This window comes from Algoriphagus oliviformis, assembly GCF_017254915.1.
GTDB classification, from domain to species: Bacteria; Bacteroidota; Bacteroidia; order Cytophagales; family Cyclobacteriaceae; genus Algoriphagus; species Algoriphagus oliviformis.
Genome location: NZ_JAFKCT010000009.1, coordinates 120,123 through 146,121 on the forward strand (window position 1 = coordinate 120,123; position 25,999 = coordinate 146,121).

Here is a 25,999-nt window from a genome sequence, read left to right on the forward strand (position 1 = left end):
GTAACTAGTATTTTTGAATGAACTGTACCCTTTTGAATATCCCCAACTTTTGTAGCTCTTACTACCTGTTGGGACTTAGTAAGCATCTCCGACTACAATACTCTGGAAAGGGGGAGTTTTCCCGCTTTGATTTCCGGCCTTTGGCCATCATGGAGATAGGAGGAAAGCTGGTCGTGGTGGACAACAGCGACCCTGTAGGAGTCGATGCAGGACTTTTGGCCCAGGCAGATCTCTACTTTGCCACAAACAAGCTGTCCGACAGTCCCAACTATGCACACGACAAAATCATTCCGCTGGCTCCCCACTACCCGGTGAACAGTGCCTCTGTTTTTTTGAAGGTTTTTTGGACTAGGCTGTTTGGCAAAGAGGGCAAGGAGGTGGCGAAGGAACTCTACAGGCTTCAGAAAAGGCCACAGTTTCAAATCGAGCAGGAAAACAGGGTAGAGGGAAACAGCCTCTTTTTTGCAGGCTCGATCTGGAAAAAGGAAATGGAAGCCAACCAGCTGAGGTATTCCTTTATCAAGGCTTGCCAAAAGCACCCCGGAGTGGATTTTGAAGGTGGCTTTTTGCCCCGGGACGACGGAGACAATCTGGGCTTTGACGATGCGCTGGCACCCCGGCGCTATCCCCCAAGGGAGTTTATGGATTTGTCCAGAAAGTCCCTCTTTGGGTTCAACAACGCGGCGGTGCTGGGGGCCATCAGCTGGAGAGTAGCAGAGTATCTGAATATCGGTATCCCCATCGTCTCCCTGCCTTTCCGGATCGAGCTGCCCGAATATCCCGCCCATGGGGAGCAGATTCACATGATCGCCGAGATAGGGGAGATCCCGGAGTTTTTGGACTTTGCGGTAGCCAACCATGACTATCTGAACAAGCTCTCCAAAGGAGGCAAAAGGTTCTTTGTCGAACATTGCCTTCCTGAAGTACAAGCCAAGCGAATTCTTGCTTACCTATAGTGCTTTAGTATACTCGGTGATGGGTATCGTGTACCAAATCGCGACAGTTCTCAAAACTGAAGCTTGACCGGCATCGGTCTTGCCTTAGCCAGTCCTCCGAAAGGGGGATTGTTTTCTTTCAAGAAGTCTGCTGCGAGAGACCGGGATTGCTGAAGATGGGCGATTTTGCCTGTCTCTCTTCCAGCGTGTCCAAGTAGGCGGGCAGCATCCCTTTGGCGAAGTTTTCATAGGCTTGATTGACCGACTGCTCATCAAAGTCCTTGTTTCGGTAGTATTTCTCTGCCAATTCGGGAAAATACCCTTCGGGGATCTCTTCCAACGACCCAGAATGGATGAGAAGGGATTCGCATGTCTCAGCCGCATCAGCAATCAGCCTGTTGCCTATCGTGTGCATGCTGTCCCAAGGGTGTATCCTCGCCCGGATCTGGTGGATGATCTTTCCAGTGTCTATACCGCTGTCGATGTGCATAAAGGTGACACCTATGAACTCCGGCTCCCCATTCACAAACGGCCAAAAATTGGTTCCGGATCCTCGATAGTAGGGAGACAGTCCAAGATGGACGTTGATGAATCTGTTTTCGAAATGCTGGATCAATTCGGACTTGATGATCGAGCATCCATAGGACACGATAAAGTCCGGATTTAGCCGGATGATTTCCCTCACGTGCACTTCGCTGTTGATTTCGCCCTTGGGGATGACCAAAGGATTGGAGCTGTCCGGGACGCGCTGGACGAAGGCCTGGAAAAAATCCACTTCGGTTTCCGTCCGCTGCTTGAGGTGGGTGGATCGGGCCTCGCTTTCCGACTCTTTGTTCACTTTTTCTTCCAGGGTGGCGGCAGATTCACAAAAGGTTTTGAGTACGTTTATTTCCCGGGAACTTCCCAAAAAGGTTCTAAAAAAGTTGTGCCGCAGCTCATTGCCGGTCAGTATGACGATTTTTTTCATTTAGTTTGGAAATTGGTGCCTTTCTGGGAGGATTTTGTGAAAAAGGCTGGAATTAAGAGCCAATTTAGCCATTGGATCCTAGAACCGGGGCCTGATCTCTGTTTTTTGGTTGAATTCATCAAAACATTTGGCGATTCTTGTACCCGTTTGACAGACAAAGGCTGAGTTTGGCGCTTGCGGGCTTGGAGTATATATGGGCTACAGTGGCTATGGGATGCGACTGCGTTGACTTAGCTGATATTCCTCTCCCTCTGCATGTTTCTCCGCAATATGTTCGACGGAGTGATAGACAAAACCAAAGAGGATGTTGAGCCGCCCGCCGACGGAGCCTTCCCATATCGGGCAAAAGAATCCGAACTGTGCCCAGTAAAGTTAAAATGCTAATTTTAAGTTTTTCCATTTCATAAATAATGATTCTTTCCTATCTCATTGTCTTTCTCTCCCTCTTGCTAGCCGGTCTGATCTACTACCGGATGGCCAAGCAGTTTGGCATTGTGGATAGGCCCAATCAGCGGTCTTCGCACTCCAGGGTGACGGTGAGGGGAGGAGGGATTCTCTTTCCACTGGCTGTCGTGTTTTGGTGGATGTCCCATGACTTTCCCCACACGTGGATGGTGCTGGGCATGGTGCTGATCTCGGTGGTCAGTTTCTTGGACGATATGTACGAGATGTCCAGAAAGCTGCGTTTCGGCATACAGTTTCTCGGGCTATCCATGGCCTTCCACGACCTTGGGGTCTTTGCTCAGGAGGCTTGGTGGGCGCTTCCCATACTGTATTTTGTCGCCTTGGGAGTCATCAATGCCATCAACTTTATGGATGGCATCAACGGTCTCACAGGACTATACGGGCTGGTTTTTATGGGTTCCCTTTTGGCGGTGAACATCTACACGCCCATTTTCTCCGATAGCCTGATCCGATATTTGATTTTGGCCATCCTGGTCTTCCTGATTTTCAATTTCCGAAGAGACGCCAAGATGTTTGCCGGGGATATCGGGAGCATCTCCTTGGCTTTTATGATTATTTATTTTCTGGTGCAGTGGTATCTGGCCTCCCAGGCCTGGACTATTGTACTTTTTCTACTGGTCTATGGCGCCGACAGCTTGATCACCTTTGTCCATAGGCTGGTACGTAGAGAAAATGTCGCCCTTCCCCATCGGACACACCTTTACCAGATCTTCGCAAACCAGATGAAGAAGGACCACGTGACCATCGCGCTGATCTATTCCGCGCTTCAGTTTGCAGTCAATTTCATCCTGTTTATCTACCCCCAAACAATCCCCGGCAGCCTATTGGCTTTGGGCGTGTTGGCGGTGACTGCCCTGCTTTACCTGGCTGTCAAGCTTCCCTTGGTCAAGAAGTACGGGGTCTACACCCATTGATTTTTGTGCTTTCACCTCGAGACTGGCGGCCATTTTATTAAATTGAATAGCGCTTGCCGCGCCAGATAGGCCTTCCTTCCCTTTTCAAAGGCCGATTGAAGCGCTCTTGTCGAGTCTAGCGGCAGCTCCCGTCGTTCAAACCGTATTTGCAGCGACGATTTCACCTTAAAAAACGACCTTACCATGAAAGCACTGAAAATCCTCCTAATCATCCTCGTAGCCGTGGTCGCTTTGCCGCTTCTGGCCGCTTTGTTTATCTCCGGCAACTACGACGTCACGGAGACCATTGTCATCGATAAGCCAAAAGAAGAAGTCTTCGCTTATGTCAAGAGCCTTAAGAATCAGGAGTTTTACAGCAAGTGGCAAAAAATGGATCTCCAGATGGAGCATTATTTCGAAGGGCAGGATGGGACGGTGGGTTTCGTGTCGGGCTGGAAAAGCCAGAATCCGGATGTAGGTGCCGGCGAGCAGGAGATCATCGCGATCGAGGAGGGGGAGCGCATAGACTATGAGCTGCGCTTTTTGGAGCCTTTTGCGTCCACTTCCGGTGCCTTTATGACGACCGAAGAGGAGGGGCCCGGCAAAACCAAGGTCAGCTGGGGATTCACTGGGGACATGGAGTACCCCATGAATCTAATGATCCCGCTCATGGGGATGAAAGAATCCATCTCGGCGGACTTGGCCGAAGGACTCGCCAATCTCAAGGTTTTGCTGGAAAATGGAAACTAGCCCTCGGACTTCACCACGCGACTTTCTGCGTATTAAAAAAGGCCTCCGGAATCCGGAGGCCTTTTAATTGTTGGCTTTCGCCTGATTTAAAACTTAACACTATTCAAATTTCCATTAAAAAAAGAGGTAAAAAAATACCCTGTACAGGGTATTTTTCATGTAAATATGAAATTAGTTAGGTGTTTTTGGCAGTTTTTCATGTAAAAAATCAAATTTCGGGTCTTACTTCCCTAAAATTTTTCCAAATTGAAATTTCCAAATCATAAGTCCCGAGTGGCCTCTTAAGGCCTTGGGTTTCCGACATGCGGAGGCAGGTTTTCGCCTCGTCGGGAGAAACTGTCCTTTCCCAACAAAATGACCAGAGGATATGAGTGGCCGTCACTGAGCGGCGACCTTGTTAATTTTGCAATTTGCCACTTTTACGGATCATTTTTCCAGTATCAGGGCTCCTCACCATTTCTTTTTGGGAATATTAACCATCCAAAAAAAATAACGCTTCCGTTTAGGAATGGCGTTTGCTTTAAAGTGCACAGTTTTTATTTACTTTGCACGCAAATAAAATCGCCCCAATCCGGCAATCTTTAGTCCAATTCTTAAAAACCTAATTTATTAAAAAGATGAAACAATCCTTGTTCGCTTTTTCGCTGAGAAAAACCCTGTTCCTGGCACTGTTTGCCATGTTGGCAATGGGTGCTTGCAAAAGCAAAAAGAAAGCTGTACAGCCCGCCCCGACTCCCGCCCCGGTAGAAGAGGTCACCAAGCCTACCCCTCCTCCAGCACCGACTAGATCTGCGGAAGAGATCGCTGCCGAAAAACTCGAAAACTACTTCAATGCAGTAGCTGCAGCAGGAAGCGTCAATGCCGCCAACCAGTCCATCCAAGAGACTTTGGCTATGTTTTCCAATCAGGAGACTCCGGTTTTGATCGTGATCCACGAGGAAAACGGCATCAAGGACTACGATGAGCCTACCACTATCAAGAAGTACCTGGAATACCTGAAAGACACCAAGAAAAACCTCAATTACATCTCTGACATCAGAATGGACGCCAGCGGTAAAGTGTCTGAATTGGAACTGAGAAGAAAGTAAAAAACCACCCCGAAAATCTGATTTAACATGAAAAATAAATTTATTCTCTTCCTGGGACTGTTCCTCTCCGCTTCCGTAGCGGTAATGGCTCAGGACAACATCAGCCCAGCCAGAAAGCAGGCAATCGACTCCCTGGCCCTTGAAAAAGTAAAGGACCTCTCCAAGTACATCTCCATCATCGGCAGCAAAGAGACACAATTCTCCGAGGCCAACCGCGTTATGGATAGAGCTGAAGAGCTTTTCGCTCCGGGTGCTGAGATGGGCGTATCCTCCATCAACACCCAAGAGATCGCTTACTACAAAGTAAGAAGATACTTCGAGCGTCTGATGGCTCTGAACTACGACCGAGTGAACATCACCTGGTACGACATCCAGTACATCTCTGACCTGGAAAGACAGCCCGACGGCCGATATGTAGGCGTGATCACTATCTACCAGAGATTTGAGGGTACTTCTATCGAAACCGGCATGAACTACAAAGACACCACCAAAAAGGACATCACGATCTACGTCGAGAAAAAGCAGACTCAGATCGCCGGTCGTACCATCGAGTTTTGGGATGTCATGCTTGGTGACGTGAGAGTGACTGAAACCTCCGCATGAGAAAAACCTTTCTGATTATTGCGTTCTTTATCGCAATCATCTCTAATGTTCCGGGGCAAGGCATAGGCAGCCCCGGAACTATTAAGGATGATGGCAGATTCACCGCTTCCACGAAGCAGCTCAACCAATTTTTTCGAAGATTCAACGGCGAGGAGTCCGTGGACGGTACCGTCCGATTCTATCCCGGAGATTCCCTCTACCGAAACCTTCCCCTCAGGAAGGGATTTCTCAGCGTCCTTTTCGACAACCAGACCTCCTCGATTTCCCCGGATCTGAAAAACCAGTTTACCCAAAACGTCCTTTCCGACGTGTATCCGCATTACCTCAATTTCCACAGGGAAGGCTGGTATGCAGAGGTGGAGACTGCTTTTCTCTTCAAGGGAAAAAGGGAGAAAGTCACTCTCATCATGAAAATCCAGTCCGAAGGGCTGGGCTATGAGTGGGTGATCGACCAGGTCATCTTTGACCCGTTCAAAAATCTCTTCAACAAACCCGTGGGGGACGGCAAGGACTTCCTGCATCCCCTGAGCCATGAATTGGGTTTCATGAACCTCCGACGGGCATTTCAGGACTCCAATCTGCCCGAGTCTTTTACCGCCAATTCCTACAAGCCGGATTATCTGGCAATCTTCTTGTATGAGATGAAGCAAAACAACCTCCGATTTGAAACGGTCACGGGTCTGAAGTTTCACTTCTTCCAGATCCAAGGCTGGTACTTCGAGGTGAACCAATTCAACCGCCCCGGCTTCAACACCGGCTGGCTGATCTCCAATCTGGTGAGACTCGGCCCAGGCGACAAAGAGACTATTCTCAAGTACATCTATGATCAGGAGTAGACATTTACTGTTTTCAGCTCTTTTCTTCCTGCTTCACCTTTCGCTGAGTGCCCAGACTATCAAGGGCTACAGCAAGGAGCAAGTGCAGGAGTTTTCCTCCAAAGTGGAAGACCAAGTCAGGTTTTTGGAGTACCTGCTCAACACCGTGGGCAGCTCGGAGACCTCAGCCAGAGACAAAGACATCATCATCCGCGAGAGCTATCTGAAGATCTTTCGCGATGAAAAGGTACAGGTGGAGGATGACCTCCTGCTGGACCGAAAGGTCGTGACCAACAAGGACGTCACCGCCTACATGAAAGACATCGAGTTTTTCTACAAAAACGTCGAGTTCAAGTTTAAGATCCGGGAGGTAAAGCCTTCCCAAAAGGACAACGGGGATGTGTTCTTCCTAGCCTCGCTGGATCGGACTATCTCCGCCACCACCCTGTCCGGGGAAAAAATCACCAACACGAAGCCCCGCTTTGTGGAAGTCAATCTTCAGGAAAAATCCCAGGACCTAAAGATCGTCAGCGTCTATACGACCAAAGTAAGCCGCGATGAGGAGCTCAACGCCTGGTGGAACGGGCTGGGCTCGCCTTGGAAAAACTACTTCAAGGAGCGCTTTGATATGGCCCCCGAAGATTCCGTGACCTTGGATTGGCTCTACCGCTTCGTCAGCGTGGACTCTCTGGACATCTCCGGTCGCCGCGAGATCTTCGGACTCCAGGCGCTGTCCGAACTTCGGGATTTGAAAGTGATGGACATCTCCAATACGGCAATTACAGACCTGGGCCCCATCTCCAACGTCACCTTTTTGGAGAGCCTCAACCTCACCAATACGCCTACTTCTGACATCCAGTTCATCAAGTATTCCGATAGACTGAAGCATCTGGATATCTCCAATACCCGGATAGAGGACATCTCCCAGCTGCTCAACCTCAAGAGTCTGATTTCACTCAAGGCGGAAAATACGCCGATCATGGGTTTTGCCGTGCTCAACGAGTTTAAAAACCTGACCCATCTCGACCTAGCAGGCTCCGGCTTCAACAACGTCGAAAACATCAAGGACCTCAACAAGCTCGAGAGCCTCAATCTCAGCGGAAACTACATGATCAACTTCTCGGCGCTGTCCGGTCTCAGCTCCCTGAAAAGTCTGGACCTCTCCAAGTCCAACCTCCAGGATGTGAGTCCGCTGAAAGGCTTGACAAACTTGGAGTTGCTGGATATATCCGAGACCCAGGTCGCCGATATTGCACCTCTGGAGTCGCTGGCCAATCTGAAGAAAGTTTCCGCCGACGAAACGAAACTCACTCCGGCTGCGGCAGACAACTTTGTGAGAAAAAAGCCCAGCGTGCTGCTGATCCACCATGTCAAGGATTTGGAAAGCTGGTGGGCGGGTCTTTCCGCGGAGTGGAAGGCTGCTTTGAAAAAGAACAATCCGCAAATCACCAACGACAATCCCGGTATCGAGACCCTCACCCAGACCGTGACCCTGCCTGAGCTCAGCCTGCAAGGCGACAGCATCACGGATCTCGTTCCGATCACCAGATTTGTCAACTTGTCCAGCATCGATTTCTCCGACAATCCGGTTTCCGATCTCTTCCCGCTCAGCGAGGTGAAGACGCTGGTGTCACTGGTGGGGAAAAATACCCAAGTGGCAGACCTGTCCATGCTGAGGGAAAATGAGCTGCTGGAGCACATAGACCTGGAGGGTAGCCCCGTGGCTGGCATCCGGGGTGTCACAGCGCTGTCCAAGCTCACCTACCTGAACGTGGACGGATCGGGGATTTCTGGTGACGAAGTGGCGGAAGTACTGATACAGATGCCAGACCTCATCGTGGTATATCGATCCGAAGACCTTGCCTCTTGGTGGCAGGGACTGGATCCACGCTGGAAGGATACGTTTCGTGGAAAGTATTCCCTTGGCGAGGATCCCGATACCAAGCAACTGCACCAGCTGGCCAGCAGGCCAGAGCTGAAGTTTGAGCGTGCCAATATTCCAGACCTCACCGCACTCGCAGTCTTCGATAATTTGAGAAGCCTGGAGGTTTTTGACGCCCCGATTTCTTCCGTTGCACCGCTGAGTGGACTCAACTTGCTGACCAAGCTCCGCCTTTCACAGGTGGCTGTGACGGATTTTCTGCCGCTTTCGGGCTTGGGACTCTTGGAAGACCTAGACCTCTCCAATACCGGGATTGAGGACCTTTCCCCCATCTCCAACCTGCGACAGCTAAGAAAGCTCAACATATCCGGAACCAACCTAAGGACGCTCAAGGGGCTGGAAGGCCTCACTGCGCTCGAAGAGTTGGATGTGGCCAGCACCAACCTTCGTTCCCTGAAGCCTCTGGACGGGATCTCAAGCCTGAGAAAGCTCTCCTGCTTCAATACCAACCTCAGTTCGCGAGCAGTAGATTCTTTCCGCTCTTCGCATCCGGACTGTGAGGTGAGATACTATTGACCTTTCTTTCGGTTTCTATACCGAAAAGTACATTTCTGCAAAGGGCTCTTCGGAGCCTTTTTTTGTTTTCCCTATTCCAAAGTCACCCTGTTTAAAGTCGCTGGCAACAAGGGACATTGGCTCCCCAATTTCCTGGTTCTTGCGGATTTCTGATGAACTAGCGTAGAGGTGTTGGTAGTGATGGGGTAAAAAAAAAGTGTTACCCGGCACCGCTGGATAACACTCTTCAAGCTTTTGTCGATCCCAAATCGCGCCTGCTGAACTGATCGGAAAATTGACTTTCCAGCTGGCCTGAGAAATCACTCCGCGGTCTGCGGAAGCAAAAGATAAAGGGGGAAAAAAGTGCTAAAAAAAATCCCTTTGATATTTTTTATAAAAAGTGATGAGAAAAGTTGCTTAATCACCCTGACCAAAATTACGCTCTTGCCATTTCCCAAAAATACCCTGTACTGGGTATTTTTTGTTTTTAGGCTTTGAAGTTTTCCACAAAATTGCACTTAACTGTTGTTGGTTTGTGTATATCTAATTTGTAAAAAATTGAAATTCTTGGGCCTTGGTTCGTGATGATCGAGCTAATAGGGGGTAGGATGGAGTTGGACTTAGCGCTATGCGCTCAAAGCAGTCTGTAGTGTTGGCGATTTATTCCACGCCACTAGCCAGATCAATCCAATCTCCTTATTTTCGGCCATGGTGAGGATTTTGGCAGGCACTTCCCTGGTTTGTATAGCAATGGTACTTGCAGTCGCAAATCGGGGATTTGATATTTCCGACGAGGGCTTGTACGTCTTGTTGGCCGATCCCCTTCAGGAAAACCAAGCGGGTATTTTCAACTATGACCTGTTTTTTAAACTTCTGTTTCGCGCCACTGGCTATTCGTTTTCCTTGGTTGAGCTGAGGATACTCCGTCTGCTTAGCTATCTGCTGGGGGCTTGGGCGCTGGCGGCTTTTTGGAAAAACATTCGCTCGGAAGTGAAACTCAGTGCGGAGATGTTTGCCCTTTGCTTTCTGGGCTTGCTGTTCGGATATGGCTTTCTGCCTCCCACGCTTTCCTACAATTCGCTGGCTGTGGTGCTCCTGTGTTTTTGGCTTTACCACGTTTCCTTTCCGCAAGCAGATCTTGGGAGGATGCTATTCATCGGTGTCATACTGGGCCTGTTGGTCTATGTGAAGATTTCCCTTGCATTGGTCTTTTATCCCCTCACGCTTTTTATCCTTTGGAAAAAAACCAGGCCAGCGTCTCTCTTTGCGCTGTTCCTGCCATTGCTTTTGCTGGAGCTGCTGTGCCAGGCGGTGGTAGGGGAGAGCGCCTCCAGTAGGCTCGCGCTGGGGATTCCTCAGACAGGCCTAAGGCCCGGATACCAAGTCGGGGTGATGCTGAAAGTCATTGCTGTAGGAGTGCTTTGGACGCTCCTTCCTGCCGGAGCTTTTGCTTTGCTCGGCTACCTCCGGCGGACGCGCCAAGTCTATTTTTACCTGCTCCTCCTCCCGGTGATCGTGGGGGCCATTTGGATTTGTAAGCTCACCAGCATCGCAGAGGAATGGACTCACGTCGTTCTGATTGGGGGGGCTGGACTGCTTGGCTTTTGTTTTGCGTACTACCCCCGACTCCCTGTGAAATTTAACCCTTGGGCGGTGCTGCTCTTCCTTTTTCCATACCTCCTGCATTTTGGCAGCAACGTTTACTGGCTAAGGATTGCCGTGCACTATGGTGTGTTTTGGATGTTGGGATTGTATTTTTGCTTTGGGCACCTTAGGAAAGAGGTCTTGGTCTTGGCCTCGGTTTTTGCTGTCGTTTTGGTTTTCAACGGACTGTGGTGGCATCCTTTTGGACAGGACGAGGCCCTTTGGAAGGAGAAGGTAGCCTGGGTGAGACCCGGAGGAGGACAGGTTTACCTGGATCCGGTACTGGTGAAGATCTTGAAAGGGATGGACGGCGACAAGACCGGCGAGCGTGCAGGAGAGCTCCTAGCTATCTACCGGATGCCTGGGCTAGCCTGGCTTTCCGGGAAGCGGCTGCCAAATACACCCGGGATCTGGGACAGGGAGCAGCTGGATTTTTTCATAAGGCATCAACCTGAGCAGGTGGTTTACAACCAGCAGCAGGCCCTTCCCGCTGAATGGGTTTTTGGCCATCGGCACGTTCTTGGAACCTATCAGCAGGACAGCCTCATCAAGCTATGGAAGTGATCAGAAAGAACAGGCTACTTGCTTTTTGGGCAATTGCAGCCGGACTGGCGGCAGTATTGATCTGGCACCTGCCCTGGAGATTCCAGGTCAACGACGACGAGGTGATGATGTGGCTGGTGTCGGGAGCTTATACGGGAAGGCCAGCGCCCTACGCGGTTTTTCTCCACCCGCTGATGAGCTGGTGCATTTCCGGACTCTATGGCCTTGCCCCTCAGCTTCCCTGGTATCCATGGCTTTGGTTCCTTGGTATGTTTTCCAGTTTTGTTCTTTTGGCGTCCCTGGTCCAAGACAAGTTTGGTACTGCGCTTCAAGGGCATGTTTGGACGCTCTTTCTTTTTGCTTTTTACATCCACTTCCTGTTTTTTCTACAGTTTTCCATTGTCTCAGGCTTTGCGATTTTCGCAGGTTTGCTTGCGAGGTATGGAACTGTGGGCAAAGGGGGGCAGCAAAAGACCTTCTTCAGGCCGACGGATCTATTTTTGGTCATTGGGTTTCTTGTCAGACCGGAGGTTCTGCTTCTTTTTTTAATGGGAGTATTCGTGCTTAATCTGCTGTTTTTCAGGGAAAAATGGTTTTTCGGATTGAGTTTTGTTCCCTTTTTGGTAGCCGTCGTCGGCTACTCGATCAGCTTTGTATGGATAAGCCAATCGGGGCTTTCGGAATTCGAACGAGTGAACAGGCTCAGGTCGCAAGTCTTTGACCATCCAGTCTTGCAACTTCAAAAAGAAGAAATCAAGCAGAGCCATCCCGACCTGTATCACTTTTCCAACGGTCTGATCGATTTCCAAAACGATCCCCAGCTGGTCGGACAGCTGCGGCACTGGAAGCAAGAACTGGACGCGGCTAGATGGGAGGATTTTGGGGCTGGAGCTGTCGCAAAGTCCTTTGGGACCTATGTAGAGCACGAGCATTTCCTGATCGGGCTTATGGTTCTTTTCAGCCTGTTTTCCCTGTTTTTTGCGGGGGTCAAGGCTCTCCGGGTGTTGCTCGCGTTGGTGCTTGGAATGCTCGCACTGAGTCCTTTTTTTCTCCTCAAAGTGCAGATCTACGGATTGGTGTTTTTGGTGCTGATGTTGTCGGTGTTCTGCTTCCTTCCCCATTCACCGGGGCAGCGGCCAGTTTCATGGCTGTTTGCATCGCTGGTGGTCTTGGCGGTCGTATTTCATTTTCGCTCTTTTTTCCTCAGTTCAGCCAATTGGGTTCCAGCCGAGGGGCTTGACCAACGCTTGGGTCGATTGCAGGCAGACGGCTACGAGGACATCTTTGTCATTGCCCCAGCCAATGTCTATTCCGAACTGCTTTTTCACAATCCCGGCAGGTTTAAAGTAATGGGCTGGCCGACACTTTTGGAACAATACCAAGGAAAGCTCCCCTCTGACTCCAGGGCCTATCTGGTGGACTCGGCTACCTATCGGGGCAACGAGGCGTATTTTGAGGGGGATGAAATGGCCGGATTTGAATCGGGATTGTACCTTTTACTTTCCAGACCATGAGGGAAAAGCGCTTTTCATATTGGACATGGGTATCGCATCTGGGGGTGGCCGGGATGTATTTTCTCACGTTGGCCTACATGATCAAGTACTTTGATGTCCAGTCATTCGACATCAAGGTCCACAATTTCCTGCTTGAGGACTACCTGGCCCAAGGTGCCTTTCCCGTGCCTCCGGGATACTATGCGCTGATCTACGGAGTGGACATGCTGCTGCGCTACAAGTACCCCTTTGTGCTGAGCGCCTTGCTGGTGTTGACCGTGTTTATGTGGCTTAAGTTTCGCATCACCTACCGCTGGCTGGATCAAAAACTCGGCATCGGGGATCGCCAAGTGGCATTGCTGTCAGTGAGCATGCTTTTTATCAGTCCGATTTTTATTCCCTACATCGACGGTTCCTATTGGTACCTGGGCAAGTTCACGCCGACCATCTGGCACAATTCTACGCTCATCACGGTATTTCCTTTTTGTCTCTTGCTTTTTTTTCAGACCCAGCGCTGGGAGGTTTCCGGGGATTGGCGGGCCTGGTGGGGTATGCTGCTGTGCGGCGTCCTTATCGTCCTGATCAAGCCCAGTTTTCTGTTTTGCTATATTCCGGCGCTTCCGCTCTATGCCTTGCTGCAGGACAAGGGGCTTGGTCCACGATTTTGGTCGTCCCTGGTGCTTTCGGTGGTCTTCTTGGCCATGTTGTTTTTGGAGAAAGCCTGGATCTATGAGATGGATCCCATGATCGACCTCATGTACACGCCGGAGGAAAGGTCCGCTGTGGTGCTGAACCCGCTGCGAGTCCATCTTTATTTCGCCAAAGAGCCCTTTTTTGACCTGTTGTGCAGCTTTCCCAGCACCTTGGTCTTTATGGCCTTTTGGGGGCGGGAGGCTTTGAGGGACAGGTCCTTTGTCTTTTCCTCCATTTTGCTTGTTTTCGCCCTGATGGTCTATTTGCTATTGGCCGAGACGGGTTTCAGGGAGCTTCACGGCAATTTTTACTGGCAGATTCCCATCGCTATGTACCTCCATTACCTCTGTATGCTCGTTTTCTACGTCCGAAAGCTTCGTGGCGAGAAGCGACCCGGCTGGCAGTTTTACCTGTTTGCCGGAGTTTACCTTGTCCAGATTGGGATGGGGCTGGCCTATTGGCACAGGATATTTTTTGGACATGCGCTAAACTGACCTGGTGAGAGCTCAACGAGCTGATGGCTGGCCGCTGTGCCGGGATGCTCGTAGTAGGGGAGGATGTAGCGAATCGGCCGACCGCTTTCGGTTTTCACCGGAAGTTGATATAGTGCCAAGCTTTCCAATACTTGTTGGTCGACATAGACCAAGGGGCTGTCCAATCGTTCGAGTTCGGCCTTCAACGTGGCAGATACCGCATGAATGCTCGGCCGGTTTCGGATGGAGATCAACACGCTTACCAGAGGCAGGATCAACAAGAGCGAGCCGAAATTCATCGCTGCCAGTCCTCCCATCACGGTGCGATGCCTTTGGCTTTTCACCATAGCCAATACCAGGAAAAGCACTACAGGACTCAGTATCCGCAGCTCGACCCAGCCGTAGTTTTTGTAGACCAGTAGGTTGAAAACCGCCAATAAAAGGGTCATGGCCAGGCCGAATCTGACCTGGTGGTCTCTTCTGTACAGCAGCAGGGCGGCCAGTATGGCGAGGACAATAAAGGCTTTTTGCAAAGTGTAAAACCAGCCCTCGGTGTAAAATGCCGTGAAATAGAGGTTTCTTTTCAGGTTAAACAACAAGGAGTCCGCAGCCAGACCCAGGGAGCCATCCCGAATGTGCCCCAGCGCCTGCGTGAAAGCATTGGTAACTTGCTCGTGCAGAAAGTGCTGATGGAGGTAAGCCAGCACTACTGCCGCTAGTGCGTAGCAGAGCTTGGCGTATCCTTTGATCGGTCCGGGGATCGCCATCATGCCCAGAAGTGCAAAAAACCAGGTGCTTCTGAAAAATCCCAAGACCAGCACCGTGGCAAGTAGTCCGATGAAATTGGACAGACTTTGGTTCACCAGATACCGCCTGCTCATCACATACAGCCAGACTCCCCCTGCCAGGTGCAGCAGCTCGGGCATGAATGTGAAGGCGTAGAAGAGCGCAATCGGACTGCCCGATACAAACAGCAGCTGTAGCCAAACCGTGGACTTGTCCCCGCGGCCAGACCGGTATAGGGCATACAGAGACGCGAGAAATACCAGGAAATTGACCAGGGGGATGGTGAGCTTATGCCAGCCTGTCAAGCTGGATGTCAGCCCGTACAAGAGGGGATAGGCTGGGCCATGGGCGTCAGTCCCGAGGTAGTAGGAGCCGGTGCCGCCGTAGGTGAAGCTGGCTTGGAGCGTCTTGTTCTCGGCAAAGTTTCGGGCATTCTGAAAGTAAAAAAACTCGTCGCCATAGAATGGGGAAAACCCGGCTTTCATCAGGGAGAGGCAGTAGCAGAACAGGCAAACGGCCACTGCGATACCCAAAGGCAGTAGCCAGTCCGCCAGGCTATGAATAGGTTTTTTTCTCAAGGTAAGCCTACTTGGTTTGCGCGAAAAATATCCAAAGGATCCGTGGATAAAGATTGGCAATAAAACTTCGGAATCCTATCCCCAGCTTTTCGCAAGTTCATCAGCCTGGCCTTTTGGCGGCTCCCTTTGCAGCTCTTTGGGCAAGCTGCTCCCAGACTGCTGCTGGCCCTTTTGATGCGCTTGGGGATAATCCGCCCATTTTTTGGAGAAAAGTCCAATTCCTTTAAATTTGGCTCACCGAGTAATTTTTTTACTCACTCGCTAGGCAGTCCTGTGGCCGACCGGGCGAAGCTTTCATTAAGAATTTGAAGTTTAAAGTGAGGGGTTTAAAGTTTAAAGTGAGGAGCTTAAAGTGAGTTCTTCTTTGTGTTCATTAGCCCTAACTAAAACTCTAACCTCTTCCCTTTAACCCCTTCACTCTAACCTTCCGTAGTTGCTCGACTCTCTCGTTACTTCCAAGACCCGCGTCAAACTTCTGCTGAAGTTTTTCTCCCATTCCAACTCCGGTTACCTGCGTTCGCTGGCCAAGGAGTTTGATGAGTCCACCAATTCCGTCCGCGTGGAGCTCAACCGCCTGACCGACGCCGGCCTGCTCTTGGCCGAGGACGAGGGAAAGACCAAAGTCTATCGGGCCAACCATTCCCATCCTTTTTTCTCCGAAATCAAGGGGATGGTGTCCAAATTCCTCGGGCTGGACGAACTGATGGAGAAGATCGTCAAGCGCATGGGCAATGTGGAAAAAGCCATCATCGTGGGCGACTACGCGCAGGGCCTGGACTCTGGCACCATCGATTTGGTGCTGGTGGGCCGAGACCTGGATCTGGAGTACCTGGACTTTATCGTCAACAAGACTTTTGAGAAAATCAACCGTCAGGTGAGGGTGCAGGTGCTGCCGGAGCTCACGGACGAGATCCACGGTCTGCTGGTTTACGGCAAATAGCGTGGTGTTGCGAGGGGATTTTCTTTTCCCATTTCTTTTGAAAAACTGATAGCGGCGCGGCTCCCGGTAGGAAGCAGGTCGGGCCACTACTTTTAGACCTTGCCCGGTCGGGCACCGAGTCAATTCTAAACCCAAAAGACAAAATTTTTGAAAGCTGGACTGGTATCCATCCTGGTCGCCAACTACAACAAGGACAATTACTTGGCAGCCACGCTGGAATCGATCATCGCACAGGACTATCCGGACTGGGAATGCATCGTGGTGGACGACCATAGTACGGATACTTCCTTGGAGATCCTCCGTAGTTTTGGCGAAAGGGACCGGCGGTTCAAAGTCTTGGAACGGCCACTCGATATGCCGAAAGGGGCCAACTACTGCCGCAACTATGCCTTTTCGCATAGTCAGGGCGAATTCATCCAGTGGTTTGACAGCGACGATCTCATGTACCCCTGGTTTTTGAGAGAGAAAGTAGCCTACCTCACAGCCAATCCCTCCATGTCCTACGTGGTATGCAGGGGTGAGATCGAGTTTGACAGTGAATTTGAAGGGAATACCAAGTTTGGGCAGCGCATCCAAAGTGATTCGCCTATCGCAGACTACCTGAGGTTTCGTCTGCTGTTTTTCATCGCTGGGCCACTCATCCGACGCCGGGTATTGGAGCAGATCGGCCTTTTCAATTTCCGCCTTCGCCGCCATCAGGAGTGGGAGCTTTTTTTCCGGATGCTGTTGCTCCAGGCGGACTGGGGCATTGTCGATCGGGTGAGTTTTCGCTACCAAGTCCACAACGAGTCCATCACCTCCCGCCACCAGGAAAAAAGAAAGGTGGTGGAGTCGGAGTTGATCCTCTTCCAGGAGGTACTCCGCCTGTCCAACCGGAATTTTACCGGGGCCATTCCTCTCCGGGAGAGGCGCAGGCTGGCCTTCAAATACCTGCTGGTGGCGGCTTACCATCGTAGATTGGGCTATGCCGCCAGCTACTTGGGCATGCTGCTCCGGGAGTTGGCGAGGTTTTGAGCTAATGAGAAAGAGCCCTGCGCGCCGCACATTCCCCCAGCTTTGGCCTGTCCAAGCTAAAAATCAATCAAGGAAACCACCATTCCAACCAACCAGAAATGTCCAGTCCCCAAGCCCAACAGCCCACCCACTATAAAGTCATCGAAGCCAGCTCCGGTTGGAAGATGGTGGACTTCAAGGAACTCTGGAGGTACAAGGATCTCCTGTATTTCCTGACCCTGCGCGGGATCAAGGCCCGCTACGCACAGTCCGTATTGGGGGTGGCCTGGGCGATCATCCAGCCGCTTTTCACTACGCTGGTGTTTACGCTGGTCTTCGGTGGCCTGGCCAAGGTGGATTCCGATGGGATGCCCTACGTGCTGTTTTCCTATCTCGCCCTTTGGCCTTGGAATTACTTTTCGGGCACCTTGACCGAGTCCGCCAACTCGCTGATCCAAAATGCAAACATGATCACCAAGGTGTATTTTCCCAGGATGGTGTTGCCCCTGTCGGCGATCCTGTCCAAGCTTTTGGATTTCACCATCGCCTTTGTCGTCGTTTTGGGAATGCTGGTGTATTTCGGGCAAGTACCGGGTTGGGGTGTGGTCTTTCTGCCCCTGCTGATCGTGCAGCTGCTGCTCTGCAGCCTGGGGATAGGGATGTTTCTTTCTGCCTTGGCTGTCAAGTATAGGGATGTGAAGCATGCTCTGACCTTTGTAGTGCAGCTGCTGCTCTACGCCGCGCCGGTGGTGTATAGTACCACGGCTGTTCCGGAGGCGTATCGGCCTTTTTATATCTTCAACCCGATGGTAGGAGTGATCGAGGGATTCCGTGCGGCATTTCTTGCCCGTCCAATGCCTTGGGACTGGATCTGGCCGGGCAGTATCGTGGCAATGGTGTTTTTTGTTTTCGGCATGTTTTATTTCCGCAGAATGGAGCGGATTTTTGCCGATGTCGCGTGAGGGGAAGTTGGAAGACGGGATGCCGGGAGGCAGGAAGATCTACCCGCTTCGGTCTTCCGGTCGATCAGGGACAAGTACGAAATACGAGGAATAGAGCACCTCAGGGGCTTTTTTCGATTTTAGCGTGCTTCATCTGACGCCGGGCATCCAATAAGTACGATCTACGAAGTACGATTTACGACGTGTAAAAGAACCTCAGGGGCTTTTGCGATTTTAGCGTGGTTCATCTGACATCGGTCATTCAGTAAGTACGATCTACGAAGTACGATTGACGACGTGTAAAAGAACCTCAGGGGCTTTTGCGATTTTAGCGTGGTTCATCTGACACCGGGCATCCAATAAGTACGATTTACGAAGTACGAAATACGACGAACAGAGAACCTCATGGGCTTTTGCGATTTTAGCGTGCTTCATCTGGCACCGGGCATCCAATAAGTACGATCTACGAAGTACGATTGACGACGTGTAAAAGAACCTCAGGGGCTTTTGCGGTCTCAGCTTTCGAAATTCAGCCGTCAGCTTTTATACTTCAGCCTTCTCTATCGGTCTCCGTACTCCGGCAGGGGTTTAGGTGGTCTCGGGGGCTGTACTGCGCCGGAGGGAATAGGCTTTTGTCTGGCTTACCCGGGGTTTTGCCCTATCGGGCTTCACCCCGGGCTATTCACATTTGACCCCTTCAGGGTCAGGAGGCATTCGGGAAATACGATCTCCGAAGTACGAAATGCGAGGAATAGAGGGCCTCAGGGGCTTTTGCGATTTTGGCGTGCTTCATCTGGCACCGGTCATTCAGTAAGTACGATTTACGAAATACGATTGACGACGTGCAAAGAACCTCAGGGGCTTTTGCGGTCTCAGCTTTCGAAATTCAGCCGTCAGCTTTTATACTTCAGCCTTCTCTATCGGTCTCCGTACTCCGGCAGGGTTTTAGGTGGTCTCGGGGGCTGTACTGCGCCGGAGGGAATGGGCTTTTGTCTGGATTACCCGGGGTTTTGCCCTATCGGGCTTCACCCCGGGCTATTCACCTTTGACCCCTTCAGGGTCAGGAGGCATTCGGGAAATACGATCTCAGAAGTACGATTTACGGCGATCTACCAGCTTCCGTCTTCGGTCTTCCGCCCCATCAGACACAAGTACGATTTACGAAGTACGAAATACGGGGAAAAAAGAACCTCAGGGGCTTTTCCGTCTTTCAGCTTTCGAAATTCAGCCTTCAGCTTTCAATCTTTAGCCTTCAGCTTTTTCCATCCGGCATCGGACACCAGACATCGGACACCAGACATCGGACACCAGACATCGGACATCGGACACCGGTCATCGGACACCGGTCATCCGACATCGGACAGCAAGCATTCCTCACCCATGATCACCGCCTTCTAAACCATGTATCTCTCCATCGTATCGCCGGTATTTAGAGCGGAAAACATCCTTCATCAATTGGTTGCCAGAATCAAGACGGCGGTGCCCGTAGCGGATTTTGAGATCATTTTGGTGGATGATTGCAGTCCGGACAATTCTTGGCAGAAGATCACGGAACTGGCTGCAGACCATCCCGAGGTCAGCGGCATCAAGCTTTCGCGCAACTTTGGCCAGCACTATGCGATCACAGCCGGTCTCGATGCGGCCAAGGGGGAATGGGTGGTGGTGATGGACTGTGACCTGCAGGATAGGCCCGAGGAGATACCTGCCCTGCTTGCCAAGGCCAAGGAGGGTTTTGACGTAGTACTCGCGCGAAGGGCCAATCGTCAGGATGGCCTGCTCAAGCGTCTTTCATCCAGGGTCTTCTACCGCACCCTGGCTTGGCTCACCGGCTCACATCAGGACGAGACCATCGCCAACTTTGGCATCTACAGCAAGGCGGTAGTCCGGGAGATTTCCAACATGCGCGAGAGCATCCGGTACTTCCCCACCATGGTCCGATGGGTAGGTTTTCGACAGACCGTCATCGACGTGGTACATGCCGGGAATGAAGGACGCCAAAGCAGTTACAACTTCAAAAGACTTTTTAACCTGGCCTTGGACATCATGCTGGCATACAGCGACAAACCCATACGCCTCACCGTCAAACTTGGTCTCTTGGTGGCCCTTTCTGGGTTTGTATTTGCTTGCTACACCTTGTTCAGGTATCTGCACGGCGACATCATCGTGGCGGGCTATGCTTCGCTGATCATCTCCCTGTGGGTGCTTACGGGGTTTGTGCTCGTGACTTTGGGGATGGTCGGGTTGTATGTGGGAAAGACCTTTGAGGGGGTGAAAAGCCGCCCTATCTACATTGTCGAAAAAAGGACGGGGGGAAGCAGTGTAGACAGGAAGCAGTAGGCACGATTTGCGAAGTAGGGTCTGCGAAGGACGATGTAAGAAATACGATCTCCGAAGTACGAAATACGAGGAATAGAGGGCCTCAGGGGGTCTTTAGCGATTTTAGTGTGGTTTATTCGGCACCGGTCATTCAGTAAGTACGATTTACGAAGTACGATTTACGACGTGTAAAAGAACCTCAGGGGCTTTTGCGGTTTCAGCTTTCGAAATTCAGCCGTCAGCTTTTATACTTTAGCCTTCAGCATTCTACTTCGGTCTCCGTACTCCGGCAGGGGTTTAGGTGGTCTCGAGGGCTGTACTGCGCCGGAGGGAATGGGCTTTTGTCTGGATTACCCGGGGTTTTACCCTATCGGGCTTCACCCCGGGCTATTCACCTTTGACCCCTTCAGGGTCAGGAGGCATTCAGGAAGTACGATCTCCGAAGTACGATTTACGGCGATCTACCAGCTTCCGTCTTCCGTCTTCGGTCTTCCGCCCCATCAGACACAAGTACGATTTGCGAAGTACGAAATACGGGGAAAAAAGGACCTCAGGGGCTTTTCGGGATTTCAGCTTTCGAAATTCAGCCGTCAGCTTTTATACTTTAGCCTTCAGCATTCTACTTCGGTCTCCGTACTCCGGCAGGGGTTTAGGTGGTCTCGGGGGCTGTACTGCGCCGGAGGGAATAGGCTTTTGTCTGGCTTACCCGGGGTTTTGCCCTATCGGGCTTCACCCCGGGCTATTCACCTTTGACCCCTTCAGGGTCAGGAAGCATTCGGGAAATACGATCTCCGAAGTACGAAATACGAGGAATAGAGGGCCTCAGGGGCTTTTCCGGATTTCAGCTTTCGAAATTCAGCCGTCAGCTTTCAATTTTTAGCTTTCCACCTCGGACATCCGACCTCGGACATCCGACATCCAACATCCAACATCCGACATCTGACATCTGACATCGGACATCTGACATCCGACACCGGTCATCCGACCCCCGACAATCCACATCCATGATCACTCCATTGCCCTTTGATTCTGCGCTCTTTGGCTATTCCGTGGGGAAATGCGTAGTCGGGCAGGGGTGGACCGAAACCGGTTTTCTCATCGAAGCAAAAGGCTTTCAATTGGTTTATCTCTTTTCAGATGCGCCAATCGAGCCGCTTTCTCCTAGGTTTTCACTGGTGGATACCAAGCTTATTTTCGAAAAAAAGCTTTGCGGCCTCAGTGAAACCAAACCGGAAATCAGGGCTTACGTGGGCGGGGTGACGGACGGGCTCTTGGCTCTGGCCATGGAAAGCGGTATTTTTTCCAGATTCAAGACAGATCAGGGGTTTACTGAGGGGGAGTTTGAAAAGCTCTATGGGAAATGGATAGAAATGGCGCTGGAAAAAGAGGTGGTGTTCATGGGGCCGAAGGGGGAGGGCCTGGTGAGCGTTTCCGTGGAGGGGGCTCAGGGGAAAATTGGCCTTCTGGCAGTGGAGGCGGCGCACCGAGGACAGGGCTGGGGCAAAAGGCTCGTGCAGGCGGCCGAGTACTACGCCCACGAAAAGGGAGCCGATTGCCTGCTCATTCCCACACAGGAGGCAAACGTCCCCGCATGCAGTCTGTATCGAGCCATGGGGTACAGCAAAGCCCAGCGCCAATTTGTATACCATTACCGATAGGGGAGGTGTGAAATACGATCTCCGAAGTACGAAATACGGGGAAAAAAAGACCTCAGGGGGGCTTTTGCGATTTTAGCGTGCTTCATCCGGCACCGGGCATTCAGATAAGTACGATTTAGGAAATATGATTTACGATGTGTAGAGAACTTCTGGAGGCCTTTGCGATTTCAGCGTGCTTCATCCGACATCCAACATCCGACATCGGACATCTGACATCCGACATCGGTCATACAGTAAGTACGATTTACGAAGTACGAAATACGAGGAAAAAAGGACCTCAGGGGCTTTTGCGGTTTCAGCTTTCGAAATTCAGCCGTCAGCTTTTATACTTTAGCCCTCTCTATCGGTCTCCGTACTCCGGCAGGGTTTTAGGTGGTCTCGGGGGCTGTACTGCGCCGGAGGGAATGGGCTTTTGTCTGGCTTACCCGGGGTTTTGCCCTATCGGGCTTCACCCCGGGCTATTCACCTTTGACCCCTTCAGGGTCAGGGGCATTCGGGAAATACGATCTCAGAAGTACGATTTACGAAGTACGATTTACGACGAGCAGAGAACCTCAGGGGCTTTTCCGGATTTCAGCTTTCGAAATTCAGCCTTCAGCTTTCAATTTTTAGCTTTCTACACCGGACATCCGACACCGGTCATCCGACATCCGACATCTGACATCTGACATCCCACATCTGACATCCGACATCCCACATCCGAAATCCAAAATCCGCCGTGATCCCTTTTAACAAACCCTTTCAAACCGGACGGGAACTGGAGTACATCCAAGACGCGATCCAACGGGGAAAAATCTCAGGCAACGGCCACTACACGCAAATGTGCCAGGCGTTTTTTGAACAACGCTATGGCTTTGTCAAATGCCTGATGACGACCTCCTGTACCGATGCCTTGGAGATGTCCGCGCTCCTGCTGGATATCCAACCGGGTGACGAGGTAATCGTTCCCTCCTTCGCCTTTGCGTCTGCAGCCAATGCCTTCGTGCTCCGGGGGGCGAAGATCGTGTTTGTGGACTCCAAAAAAGACCATCCCAACCTGGACGAAAGCCTCTTGGAAGAGCTCGTCACCGCCAAGACCAAGGCCATAGTGGTCGTGCACTATGGAGGGGTAGCCTGCCAAATGGACGCCATCATGGCTATCGCCGAAAGGCATGGGCTTTTTGTGGTGGAGGATGCCGCCCAGGCGATAGACTCCTATTTCGAGGGCCGGGCACTGGGTAGCATCGGCCATCTGGGGGCGCTGAGCTTCCATGAAACCAAAAATATCCAATGCGGGGAAGGGGGGATGCTCCTGATCAACGATCCGGCCTTTGCCAAGAGGGCCGAGATCATCTGGGAAAAAGGAACCGATCGGGCGGCCTTTTTCCGTGGGGAAATCGACAAATATGGCTGGGTGGACATAGGGAGTTCATTCCTTCCCGCCGAACTCAATGCCGCCTACCTCTGGGCGCAGCTCGAAAATCTGGATGCCGTCCAAGCGCTGAGAAAGGCGATCTGGGAAGACTACCGGGGTATCTTTGCCGACTCGACTTTTACGCCCCAGGTCCTCGGTTTCGCATACGCCGACGCGGTCCGACTGCCAAATTCCCCCTCACCGGAGTTTCGGTTTTCTGATGGCCAGTCTGCCAACCACCACCTTTTCTACCTGGAGTTTTCCGATTTGGAAAGCCGTAGCTCCTACGCCGCCGCTTTGAGGGAACAAGGGATTTTGGCGGTTTTCCACTACCAAAGTCTCCACAAATCCTCATTGGCAGCAAGACTCTTTCCGGATCAGTTTCAAAGATGCCTGCCCAATTCCGACCGCTTCGCTGACTGCCTCCTCCGCTTGCCCCTGTTTTGCGAATTGCCGGAATTATCCAAAAATTGGAGTCCTATTTCGACAACCCATTTGACCCAAAACAAACAAGCGCGATGAAGACCTTGCTAACCTACCCTTTCCCATGCTGATCGCCGGTGCGGGAGGACACGCCCTGGAAGTCCTCGACCTATTGGTCTGCGCAGAGCCAGAGGCCAGTTTCGTTTTTTTGGACGAACTCAGCCGCAGAGCTCTGTTTCAGGAAAAATACCCCGTCATCCAGAGCCAAGAGGAGGTCCTAGAGGCCTTTCTGTCAGATCCCCGTTTTGTCCTTGGCACCGGCAAGCCCGCGGTCAGAAAGCGCCTGTACGAAAAGCTGCGTGGCCTGGAGGGACGCCATGTGGGACTCAGGGGCACGGGAAGCCTTATCAGCCCAAGTGCCCGTTGCGGCGAGGCGGATATCCTGAATTTCTGTTTTGTCGGGCCCAATACCCAAATCGGCCTCGGCTGTCTGATCAACACCGGCGCACAAATCCACCATGAGGTGATTCTAGGGGAGTTTTCCGAAGTGAACCCCGGGGCGATCGTGCTGGGGGCTGCCCAGATCGGGAGCTTTTCCAGCATCGGCGCCAATGCCACTGTCCTGCCCAAAGTCAAGATCGGTGACCGGGTCACCGTTGGCGCGGGAGCCGTGGTCACCCAAGACCTGCCCGATGGGGCTACGGCTGTGGGCGTGCCTGCCCGGGTCATCAAATAATCCCTTTCCCTGGATGGGGTTGGGAACCTAAAGTCGCCCACTATTTTGCCCCGGGCTCAGCCTCGGGGTATTTTTTTTGCTTTCGGGCTCTGCCTGCTTGGCCTCTGTACCGGGAGCATCCCCCGCTCTTTCTCCCGCCGGACAGCGCCAATCCCTACTTTTTCGTCACCGGCTGGATCCAGGCTTCCTCCATGTCTCCGGGTCTATAGGGGTTTTCCTTGGACTTGGAGGAGGTGACCTTGGCGCGGACGTAGAGCTCTGTCCCGTCGAGGAGATAGCTGCCCTTCGTGCCTTGGATCTCCTGCAGCAGGACTCCTGCCTCATCGGGATTGGATTTTTTGGTTCCAAAAAAGCGGATGGTGTAGCTGACTCCCGCTTCGGGCCGTATCGAGAGGCTCAGCTTTTCCCCATCAAAAGCCAGTTCCTCGAGCAAAACCCCGGTGCTCGCATAAAAGTCCCCAGCCTCCATCGCCTCGATCAGGTCCTCTGGGCTGAGGGATTTGGCGCGAACTTCCACCCAGCCTCGGCCGGGGTTGCTTTGTTTTTCCCCAAACACATGGTAATGGTGCGCATCGTCCACTGCCAGGCCATACAGCAGGGGCTTGGCGGACAGGAGGTAGGACACCTGTACCCGATCCCAGAGCGCTTCCATGCTCGGCCGGAGGCTGTCTCCATAGTTGTGGACCTCCGGATGTCCATTGTACACCTCAAAAAAGCGCTCCCCGCTCAGGGCCATCATGTCCTCCGGGGTGATGGCCCAGATGAAGTTGGGGTGGTTGATATGCAAAAACATGGGGTGCCCCGTCTCATCCCGTTGCTTTTTGACCAAGTCCAGATTGCGCTGCAGCACTTCGGAAACGGAATTGCCCGTCGCCGGCTCGATGTACTGCTGGATATTGGTCACGTTCATGTGCAGGGGTTTTTGCTCAAAGCTGGCGGAGAGCTCCTCCGAGGGGATGATCAAAAACTTCCCCTTTTCCTCAAAGAGGGGGCGGTATTCCCCCAAGGTCTTGAGGCGTACCTGGACTCTTCCCGCAGAGTCCGTGCGCTGCTCCACCCAGTCTTCCCCGTATTTTTCGAGGTAGTTTTCCAGGGCCTGCTCATGCATGGGGGATTTTGGAAGCTGCTTCCACCGTTCCCCCACCTGCAGGGTGTTGTGGTCGGAGAGCACGGCAAAGTCATAGCCCTGGGTCTTGTACCAGTCCATGATCATCTCGGGATAGTTGTCCCCGTCGCTCCAGTAGGAGTGGGTGTGGAGGTTCCCCTTGTACCATTCCCTGGAGGAGGAGCAGGAAAAAAGGCAGGTCAGGGCGAGGCAAAGGAGGTAAAAGATAGGTTTCATAGCGAAGGGTTTGGAAAAAGCCGGCTGCCTTCTGGGGCAAAAGCTCCGGCCACGTGCTGGGAATTTAGGGAAATCTGCCCGCAAAGGCCTTAGC

The 25,999-nt window shown here is 51.9% G+C and carries 21 protein-coding genes; 17 read left to right on the forward strand and 4 right to left on the reverse strand.

What is annotated here, in order from left to right; translation table 11 throughout:
- Nucleotides 1–17 precede the first annotated feature (17 nt).
- Complete coding sequence (locus J0A68_RS18330; protein WP_206579692.1) at nucleotides 18–956, forward strand: glycosyltransferase; 939 nt, start codon at nucleotides 18–20, stop codon at nucleotides 954–956.
- 118 nt (nucleotides 957–1,074) lie between these two features.
- Here J0A68_RS18330 and J0A68_RS18335 read toward each other — a convergent pair whose 3' ends face one another.
- Nucleotides 1,075–1,902, reverse strand: coding sequence for a formyltransferase family protein (locus J0A68_RS18335; protein ID WP_206579693.1), 828 nt, complete (start codon nucleotides 1,900–1,902; stop codon nucleotides 1,075–1,077).
- A gap of 410 nt (nucleotides 1,903–2,312) precedes the next feature.
- Between J0A68_RS18335 and J0A68_RS18340 the strand changes: the two genes are divergently transcribed.
- The 6 genes from J0A68_RS18340 (at nucleotide 2,313) to J0A68_RS18365 (ending at nucleotide 8,974) form a co-directional block, all read left to right on the forward strand.
- Nucleotides 2,313–3,281 carry an MraY family glycosyltransferase gene (locus J0A68_RS18340; protein ID WP_206579694.1) on the forward strand — a complete coding sequence of 323 codons (969 nt, stop codon included), beginning with the start codon at nucleotides 2,313–2,315 and terminating at the stop codon, nucleotides 3,279–3,281.
- A 183-nt stretch (nucleotides 3,282–3,464) separates the two neighbouring features.
- Complete coding sequence (locus tag J0A68_RS18345) at nucleotides 3,465–4,010, forward strand: SRPBCC family protein (protein ID WP_206579695.1); 546 nt, start codon at nucleotides 3,465–3,467, stop codon at nucleotides 4,008–4,010.
- Between the two features lie 617 nt (nucleotides 4,011–4,627).
- Nucleotides 4,628–5,098, forward strand: a complete 471-nt coding sequence (locus tag J0A68_RS18350; RefSeq protein ID WP_206579696.1) for a nucleoid-structuring protein H-NS — start codon at nucleotides 4,628–4,630, stop codon at nucleotides 5,096–5,098.
- Between the two features lie 27 nt (nucleotides 5,099–5,125).
- Nucleotides 5,126–5,701: a hypothetical protein gene (locus J0A68_RS18355; protein ID WP_206579697.1), complete on the forward strand. Its 576-nt coding sequence runs from the start codon at nucleotides 5,126–5,128 to the stop codon at nucleotides 5,699–5,701.
- The gene (locus J0A68_RS18360) at nucleotides 5,698–6,537 is read left to right on the forward strand and encodes a hypothetical protein (protein ID WP_206579698.1); all 840 of its coding nucleotides are present in this window, start codon (nucleotides 5,698–5,700) and stop codon (nucleotides 6,535–6,537) included. The genes J0A68_RS18355 and J0A68_RS18360 overlap by 4 nt, the downstream gene beginning before the upstream one ends.
- Nucleotides 6,524–8,974 (forward strand): leucine-rich repeat domain-containing protein, encoded by a 2,451-nt coding sequence (locus J0A68_RS18365; RefSeq protein WP_206579699.1) that lies wholly within the window; start codon nucleotides 6,524–6,526, stop codon nucleotides 8,972–8,974. Before J0A68_RS18360 ends, J0A68_RS18365 begins: the two co-directional genes overlap by 14 nt.
- A gap of 15 nt (nucleotides 8,975–8,989) precedes the next feature.
- On the opposite strand, the gene J0A68_RS18370 is transcribed toward J0A68_RS18365, so the two are convergent.
- Nucleotides 8,990–9,277 carry a hypothetical protein gene (locus tag J0A68_RS18370; RefSeq protein ID WP_206579700.1) on the reverse strand — a complete coding sequence of 96 codons (288 nt, stop codon included), beginning with the start codon at nucleotides 9,275–9,277 and terminating at the stop codon, nucleotides 8,990–8,992.
- Between the two features lie 426 nt (nucleotides 9,278–9,703).
- On the opposite strand from J0A68_RS18370, the gene J0A68_RS18375 reads away from it, so the two are divergent.
- From J0A68_RS18375 to J0A68_RS18385, 3 genes are read left to right on the forward strand one after another with little or no spacing between them, the layout of a single operon-like run.
- Nucleotides 9,704–11,161, forward strand: a complete 1,458-nt coding sequence (locus tag J0A68_RS18375; protein WP_206579701.1) for a hypothetical protein — start codon at nucleotides 9,704–9,706, stop codon at nucleotides 11,159–11,161.
- Nucleotides 11,152–12,654, forward strand: coding sequence for a hypothetical protein (locus J0A68_RS18380; protein ID WP_206579702.1), 1,503 nt, complete (start codon nucleotides 11,152–11,154; stop codon nucleotides 12,652–12,654). Before J0A68_RS18375 ends, J0A68_RS18380 begins: the two co-directional genes overlap by 10 nt.
- Nucleotides 12,651–13,820 (forward strand): hypothetical protein, encoded by a 1,170-nt coding sequence (locus J0A68_RS18385; RefSeq protein ID WP_206579703.1) that lies wholly within the window; start codon nucleotides 12,651–12,653, stop codon nucleotides 13,818–13,820. Before J0A68_RS18380 ends, J0A68_RS18385 begins: the two co-directional genes overlap by 4 nt.
- Here J0A68_RS18385 and J0A68_RS18390 read toward each other — a convergent pair.
- Nucleotides 13,781–15,163: a glycosyltransferase family protein gene (locus tag J0A68_RS18390; RefSeq protein WP_206579704.1), complete on the reverse strand. Its 1,383-nt coding sequence runs from the start codon at nucleotides 15,161–15,163 to the stop codon at nucleotides 13,781–13,783. The genes J0A68_RS18385 and J0A68_RS18390 overlap by 40 nt on opposite strands.
- Nucleotides 15,164–15,596: 433 nt before the next feature.
- Between J0A68_RS18390 and J0A68_RS18395 the strand changes: the two genes are divergently transcribed.
- The 7 genes from J0A68_RS18395 to J0A68_RS18425 all read left to right on the forward strand — a co-directional run bounded on the left by J0A68_RS18395 (nucleotide 15,597) and on the right by J0A68_RS18425 (nucleotide 24,563).
- On the forward strand, nucleotides 15,597–16,103 hold the full coding sequence (locus J0A68_RS18395; RefSeq protein ID WP_206579705.1) for a winged helix-turn-helix domain-containing protein: 507 nt from the start codon (nucleotides 15,597–15,599) through the stop codon (nucleotides 16,101–16,103).
- Nucleotides 16,104–16,250: 147 nt separating this feature from the next.
- Complete coding sequence (locus tag J0A68_RS18400; protein ID WP_206579706.1) at nucleotides 16,251–17,117, forward strand: glycosyltransferase family 2 protein; 867 nt, start codon at nucleotides 16,251–16,253, stop codon at nucleotides 17,115–17,117.
- Between the two features lie 98 nt (nucleotides 17,118–17,215).
- Nucleotides 17,216–18,058: an ABC transporter permease gene (locus tag J0A68_RS18405; RefSeq protein WP_206579707.1), complete on the forward strand. Its 843-nt coding sequence runs from the start codon at nucleotides 17,216–17,218 to the stop codon at nucleotides 18,056–18,058.
- A 1,380-nt stretch (nucleotides 18,059–19,438) separates the two neighbouring features.
- Nucleotides 19,439–20,374, forward strand: a complete 936-nt coding sequence (locus J0A68_RS18410; protein WP_206579708.1) for a glycosyltransferase family 2 protein — start codon at nucleotides 19,439–19,441, stop codon at nucleotides 20,372–20,374.
- Between the two features lie 983 nt (nucleotides 20,375–21,357).
- Nucleotides 21,358–22,011: a GNAT family N-acetyltransferase gene (locus tag J0A68_RS18415; protein WP_206579709.1), complete on the forward strand. Its 654-nt coding sequence runs from the start codon at nucleotides 21,358–21,360 to the stop codon at nucleotides 22,009–22,011.
- 718 nt (nucleotides 22,012–22,729) lie between these two features.
- Nucleotides 22,730–23,926, forward strand: coding sequence for a dTDP-4-amino-4,6-dideoxygalactose transaminase (gene rffA, locus J0A68_RS18420; protein WP_206579710.1), 1,197 nt, complete (start codon nucleotides 22,730–22,732; stop codon nucleotides 23,924–23,926).
- A 25-nt stretch (nucleotides 23,927–23,951) separates the two neighbouring features.
- Nucleotides 23,952–24,563 (forward strand): acetyltransferase, encoded by a 612-nt coding sequence (locus tag J0A68_RS18425; protein WP_206579711.1) that lies wholly within the window; start codon nucleotides 23,952–23,954, stop codon nucleotides 24,561–24,563.
- A gap of 154 nt (nucleotides 24,564–24,717) precedes the next feature.
- Here the strand turns inward: J0A68_RS18425 and J0A68_RS18430 are convergent, their stop codons facing one another.
- Entirely contained in the window at nucleotides 24,718–25,905 is a 1,188-nt protein-coding gene (locus tag J0A68_RS18430) for a CehA/McbA family metallohydrolase domain-containing protein (protein ID WP_206579712.1), read from the reverse strand.
- Nucleotides 25,906–25,999: the final 94 nt, after the last annotated feature.

Coding starts and splice junctions, on each gene's coding strand:
- J0A68_RS18380 (WP_206579702.1), top strand. CDS start 11,152: ATGGAAGTGATCAGAAAGAACAGGCTACTTGCTTTTTGGGCAATTGCA.
- J0A68_RS18360 (WP_206579698.1), top strand. CDS start 5,698: ATGAGAAAAACCTTTCTGATTATTGCGTTCTTTATCGCAATCATCTCT.
- J0A68_RS18350 (WP_206579696.1), top strand. CDS start 4,628: ATGAAACAATCCTTGTTCGCTTTTTCGCTGAGAAAAACCCTGTTCCTG.
- J0A68_RS18335 (WP_206579693.1), bottom strand. CDS start 1,902: ATGAAAAAAATCGTCATACTGACCGGCAATGAGCTGCGGCACAACTTT.
- J0A68_RS18355 (WP_206579697.1), top strand. CDS start 5,126: ATGAAAAATAAATTTATTCTCTTCCTGGGACTGTTCCTCTCCGCTTCC.
- J0A68_RS18385 (WP_206579703.1), top strand. CDS start 12,651: ATGAGGGAAAAGCGCTTTTCATATTGGACATGGGTATCGCATCTGGGG.
- J0A68_RS18365 (WP_206579699.1), top strand. CDS start 6,524: ATGATCAGGAGTAGACATTTACTGTTTTCAGCTCTTTTCTTCCTGCTT.
- J0A68_RS18340 (WP_206579694.1), top strand. CDS start 2,313: ATGATTCTTTCCTATCTCATTGTCTTTCTCTCCCTCTTGCTAGCCGGT.
- J0A68_RS18410 (WP_206579708.1), top strand. CDS start 19,439: ATGTATCTCTCCATCGTATCGCCGGTATTTAGAGCGGAAAACATCCTT.
- J0A68_RS18415 (WP_206579709.1), top strand. CDS start 21,358: ATGATCACTCCATTGCCCTTTGATTCTGCGCTCTTTGGCTATTCCGTG.
- J0A68_RS18345 (WP_206579695.1), top strand. CDS start 3,465: ATGAAAGCACTGAAAATCCTCCTAATCATCCTCGTAGCCGTGGTCGCT.
- J0A68_RS18330 (WP_206579692.1), top strand. CDS start 18: ATGAACTGTACCCTTTTGAATATCCCCAACTTTTGTAGCTCTTACTAC.
- J0A68_RS18405 (WP_206579707.1), top strand. CDS start 17,216: ATGTCCAGTCCCCAAGCCCAACAGCCCACCCACTATAAAGTCATCGAA.
- J0A68_RS18375 (WP_206579701.1), top strand. CDS start 9,704: ATGGTACTTGCAGTCGCAAATCGGGGATTTGATATTTCCGACGAGGGC.
- J0A68_RS18430 (WP_206579712.1), bottom strand. CDS start 25,905: ATGAAACCTATCTTTTACCTCCTTTGCCTCGCCCTGACCTGCCTTTTT.
- J0A68_RS18425 (WP_206579711.1), top strand. CDS start 23,952: ATGCTGATCGCCGGTGCGGGAGGACACGCCCTGGAAGTCCTCGACCTA.